Origin of the sequence: Mycobacterium sp. (genome assembly GCF_032162605.1) — a bacterium.
Lineage (GTDB): Bacteria > Actinomycetota > Actinomycetes > Mycobacteriales > Mycobacteriaceae > Mycobacterium.
On record NZ_JAVROT010000232.1, the window covers coordinates 1 to 4532 of the forward strand.

The following is a 4532-nucleotide window of genomic DNA, read 5'->3' on the forward strand; positions in this document are numbered from 1 at the left end:
AAACGATGCGGCGGAACGTGTCCCGCCAAGTGGCGCCGCTCATCTTGGCCGACTCTTCCAGCTCGGCGCCGACCTGGGCCAGTGACGAACCCGAATAGCGCATGCCGTACGGCAGGTACCGGGTGACGTAGGCGATGAACAGGATCACCAGCGTGCCGTAAATCGGCAGCGGGGACCGCAGGTAGATGAAGATCAGCGCGACACCGAGCACCAGCCCGGGCATCGCGAGCGGAAAGCTGGCCAGCAGCTCGAGCACCCGGCGGCCACGGAACTTCGACTTCAGGACCAGCCAACTGATCACGGCGGTGAACAGCATGACGGCGGTGGCGCTGGTCAGCGCCAGGAAGGCGGAATTCTTGATCGACTCGACGACCCCACGGGTCTGGAACAACTCGGTGTAGTTGCTCAGCGTGATCGTCTTCAGCGGCGCGATGCCGGGAGTCTGATAGTACGGCAGCAACGACATCCACAGCAGGATCAGCAGCGGCGCGACAACCGCGATCAGGAAATACACCACGAAACCGATCGACACCGGCCACCGCCACGCGCCCAGGTCCATCGGGCGGGGCCGGAATCCCTTACCCGTCACGGTCTGGAAGCGCTCGCTGCGCCGGTTCAGGTACTGCACCAGCAGCAGACCTGCCACTGTGATCAACAGCAGGCTCAGCGAGTAGATCGACGCCTGGTCGTACTTGATCGGATAGGTGTGCAGCGCGTCGTAGATCCGCGACGTGAATACCCAAGTCCCCGATGGCATGCCGAGCACCGCGGGCGTCTCGAAGGACTCCAGCCCGCGCACCACCATGATGAGCACCGCACCCAGTAGTGCAGGGCGCACCAGGGGAAGCGTGACCCGCCGGACTGTCTGCGGCACGCTGGCGCCGCTCATCATCGCGGACTCCTCCAACGACGGATCGGTGGACTTGAATGCGGCGAACATCAGCAGGAACACCAGCGGCGAGAGGTGCAGGCCGTCGATCAGGATCATTCCAGGTAGCGAGAATGCGTCCGGGACAAGGAATCCCATGCCCATCAAGCCGAATATCTTCTTGATGACCCCGACGTTGCCGCCGATCAGGTACACCCACGAGATGGTGTAGAGGATGCCGGGAACGATCAGCGGCACGATTGACGCCGCGTACAGCAGGGGCTTCAGCGGCGCGTTGGAGCGGACGCAGAAGAATGCCAAGGCGGTGCCGGTGAGCGTGCTGACCAACGCCGAGCCGCCGGCGAAAAGGAACGAGTTGAGCAACATCTCCGAGGTGCCCGGGACGTTGTAGGCGGCGGCGATGTTGCCGAGCCCGAAGCCGTCTCCGGTGGTGAGCCCGCGCCAGACCAGATAGACGAGCGGCGACAGAACCAGGTAGCCCAGCACGACGATGATCAGCAGGCCGAGCGCCCATAGCCCGACGGGGCGCCGGGTTGCGCCCCTGGCCAGGGCGGTCGGGCGTGGAGCAGTCTCCGGAACCTCGGGCGCCAGAAGCTGGGTCACCCTTTGCCTCCGTTATGAACGACGGTCTGCCACAGGTCGTTCCAATCGGAGTACTGCTTCGAGATGGCCTCGACATCGGTCTTGATCGGTTGGATATCCACTCCGCCGAAGCTCGAAGCAGCCATCTTCTCATTACTCGGGGTGCGGTCGTCGTCGATGAACGCCTGCTGGCCTTGCGGGCCCAGGACGAAGTCCTGAAGCAGCAACGCACCAGCAGGATTGGCCGAGGCGCACGGCACCGCTATGCCCGTGACCTCGGCGACGACCGGAACCTTGACCGGGACGAACTGCAGGGGCGCGCCCTTGCCCTGGAGTTCGCGGATACGGTGAATGAAGTTGTTCGCGGCGATCCCGTACTGGCCCGCCACCACGAGGTCGGTGGTGGTGGTGTGGCCATCGGTAATGGCGGCGTTTGCGGCGATGTCCTTGAACAGCTGAACGGCCTGGTCCTTGGTCATACCCTGCGTCTGCAGGTAGTTGACCAGCGAGGCGAACCAGAAGACGTCGCTGCCCTCCAGCGCCAGCTTGCCCTTGAATCGCGGATCTTTCAGGTCCTCAAGCGACTGGGGCGCCGCGTTGTCGGCGATGACCGACGTGTTCCACACGGGGACGATGTAGCTCAATCGGTCACCGGTGAAGTTGGCGAACTTGGCGCTGGCGGTGACACCGTCCAGGAAGGGCGAGTCGGCCGGTGCCAATAGCTTGTTCTGGTCCAGGATCGCCATCTCCAGCGAGTCCAGTTCGATGATATCGGCCCCCGCGAAGTTGGCCTGAGACTCCTGCAGGACGCGTTCGCGGATCTGTTCGCTGCCTGCGCGGTACACACTGACGTGCAGGCCGTCGTACTTCTTCTCGAATGGGTCGGTGATCACCGTCGGGTCGTTGACCTCGGTATAGAGGTTGATCGTCCCGTTGTCCGCGTTCTTGGCCTGCTCCAGCAGCGTCCGCTCGCGATCCTGAGGGGACTTCCCCTTCAGCGCGTCCTCGAGCTTGATCGTCGCACTGTTCGCGCACTTGTCGGTGCCCTGCGCCGAATTGGAGTCCGAGTCACCGCCTGGCGCCGAACAGGCCGCAACGAATAAGGACAGCGAGACTAGGCAAGCGATCATCCCCCGACGCGGGGCGTGTTGTACTAGCGACATCGCAGTGTGCTCCTCAGTGAGTGGGGTTGGTTGGGATCGGGCGGTGAAGTTGGGTTTCACGAGCGGGCGCCATCGTGAGTGGTGTGCCGGCTTGCTGGTAGGCGGCCATCCAGGCGATGCTTTCGTCGAAAGAGACGACGTCGCCATACTTCTGGTCGATGTCGAACAGGTTCATCGCGCGGGTCGACTCGTGGCGGTCGTAGACACACTCCTCAACGACGATCATGTGCAGCCGGTTCGCGCACCCGTCGGTGACGGTGGCGCGCACGCAGCCGCTGACACTCTCACCGCAGACAATGAGCGTGTCGATGCGTTGCGCGATCAGATGCGCCAACAGTGGCGTGCCGAAAAACCCACTGGGACCGGTCTTTTTGAGCACCACCTCACCCGCGATCGGTGCTGCCTGATCGATGAAGTCGAACCGCCTGCGGTACCGGTCGAGTTGCTCGGGTGAGCGGCCGCCCAGGCTGTGCCGCCCGCGCAGGATGGCTCCCCAAGCGGGAATGCCCGATTCTTCCTCGGCCAGACCGGTCAGGTGGATCACCGGGATCTGGGCCCCCCGGGCCACCGACAGCAATTCGGCGACCTTGCCGGCTGCGGCCCAGCCGGCTAGGCCGGTACTGGCCGGCCAGGTCTGGATCGCGTCGAGCAGCCGCTCCGGTGTGTCACCCAGCGCCTTCCGATAGTTGTCCACGGACAGCACAGCAGGGGTGCGGCCGAACCCTCGGCGCCGGGTGGGCGGAGACGCTGCCAGGTGCGCCTTGTCTTGCTCGGTCAGGAAGCGATCCCAAACCCGTCCAGCCATGACTCTCCGTCCTCTGCCGTATCTGACTTAAGATTCTTGATATTGGATCCAAACTTAAAGGGGACAGTGCTTCTGGTCAAGCATTAGGCGAAATCGGAAATGCGCTGTTTACCTAGGGGCGTCAATGGCGTGACGGCGACAACGATGGTCGCTCCGGCACACGGAGAAGGGATTTTACGACGTGTCCAAGGGTGAGCCGGTCCAGCGAAGTCGTGGAAACGTCGCGGCCGAAGCGACCTGCTGCGCTCATTTCGGCATTACCCGAACATGCGGATCTACCTCGCGGGGCACTGCGTGAGTCTCGTCGGTACGTGGTGGGTGCAGCGCGTCGCGCGGGACTGGCTGATGCTAGAGATCACCGATAGGGGCACCGCGCACAAGCTACGCCGACCCGTACGACGACGAACTGGTACGCGCACCAAAATTAGCTGCTGAACTGCAGTGATGCTTTGTGGCCAGGGCCGGGATCGAACCGGCGACCTTCCGCTTTTAGGTCGAGGATTCTCGACACGCCGCGGTGGTTGCCAATCGTTCTGTGTCACAACGTGGTTGGGAACTTCATACTTCCGGTAGGTTCTCGACGATTCTCGGCGCGTTGCGGGTATAAGCGACGAATAAGCGTCAATTCGTGACGGTGGCCAGGCGCAGGTCCCCCACTCGGGTTCCAGAGGTTCCGGTTTGGCTGCCCTTGCCGGGAAAGGAGCCCACGCAAAGGGACGCTGTGACGCTTCGACGCAATCCGATAGGGTCGCTAATCTCGTTTCCAGCAGACCCATCGGATGCCTTGTAATCCAGGTCGCAGGTTTGATCCCTGCCGGGGGCGGCAGGTCAGGACGCGTTTATGGTGCGTTCGGGCAACTACCTGGCAATAGTGGTCCAATTGAACGCGTCGGGCAAGTGCAGGCGGCTCTTGCCGGTGCCGGTGTCGCGCTGGTTCGAGCTCTTCGACCGCGCGCACGGCGATGTCCGACAGCAGCCGGATGGTCGCGGTGACGACGAATCGGCGATCCAGACGCGCGGGCAGGTCGGCCGGGCCGGCCGCTCGTCGCCGGGCACGGCAGGCAGCCAGGATGCGCGCCGCGACCAGCGTGGG

At 63.6% G+C, this 4532-nt stretch carries 4 protein-coding genes; 1 reads left to right on the plus strand and 3 read right to left on the minus strand.

Features of this window, described 5'->3' with window-relative positions:
- From QOI01_RS14125 to QOI01_RS14135, 3 genes are all read right to left on the minus strand, one after another.
- A partial coding sequence (locus QOI01_RS14125; protein WP_526381875.1) for an ABC transporter permease occupies window positions 1-1492 on the minus strand: 1492 nt, incomplete at its 3' end.
- Entirely contained in the window at window positions 1489-2634 is a 1146-nt protein-coding gene (locus tag QOI01_RS14130) for an extracellular solute-binding protein (RefSeq protein WP_526381877.1), read from the minus strand. The genes QOI01_RS14125 and QOI01_RS14130, both read right to left, overlap by 4 nt.
- A gap of 13 nt (window positions 2635-2647) precedes the next feature.
- A complete protein-coding gene (locus QOI01_RS14135) occupies window positions 2648-3337 on the minus strand; it encodes an isochorismatase family protein (protein WP_526381879.1) in 690 nt (229 codons plus the stop codon).
- 982 nt (window positions 3338-4319) lie between these two features.
- Here QOI01_RS14135 and QOI01_RS14140 point away from each other — a divergent pair.
- On the plus strand, window positions 4320-4532 hold a 213-nt coding region (locus QOI01_RS14140), incomplete at its 3' end, for a hypothetical protein (protein WP_526381881.1).

Excerpts from the sequence above, each read along its gene's own strand:
- QOI01_RS14130 (WP_526381877.1), bottom strand. The coding sequence starts at position 2,634 with ATGTCGCTAGTACAACACGCCCCGCGTCGGGGGATGATCGCTTGCCTA.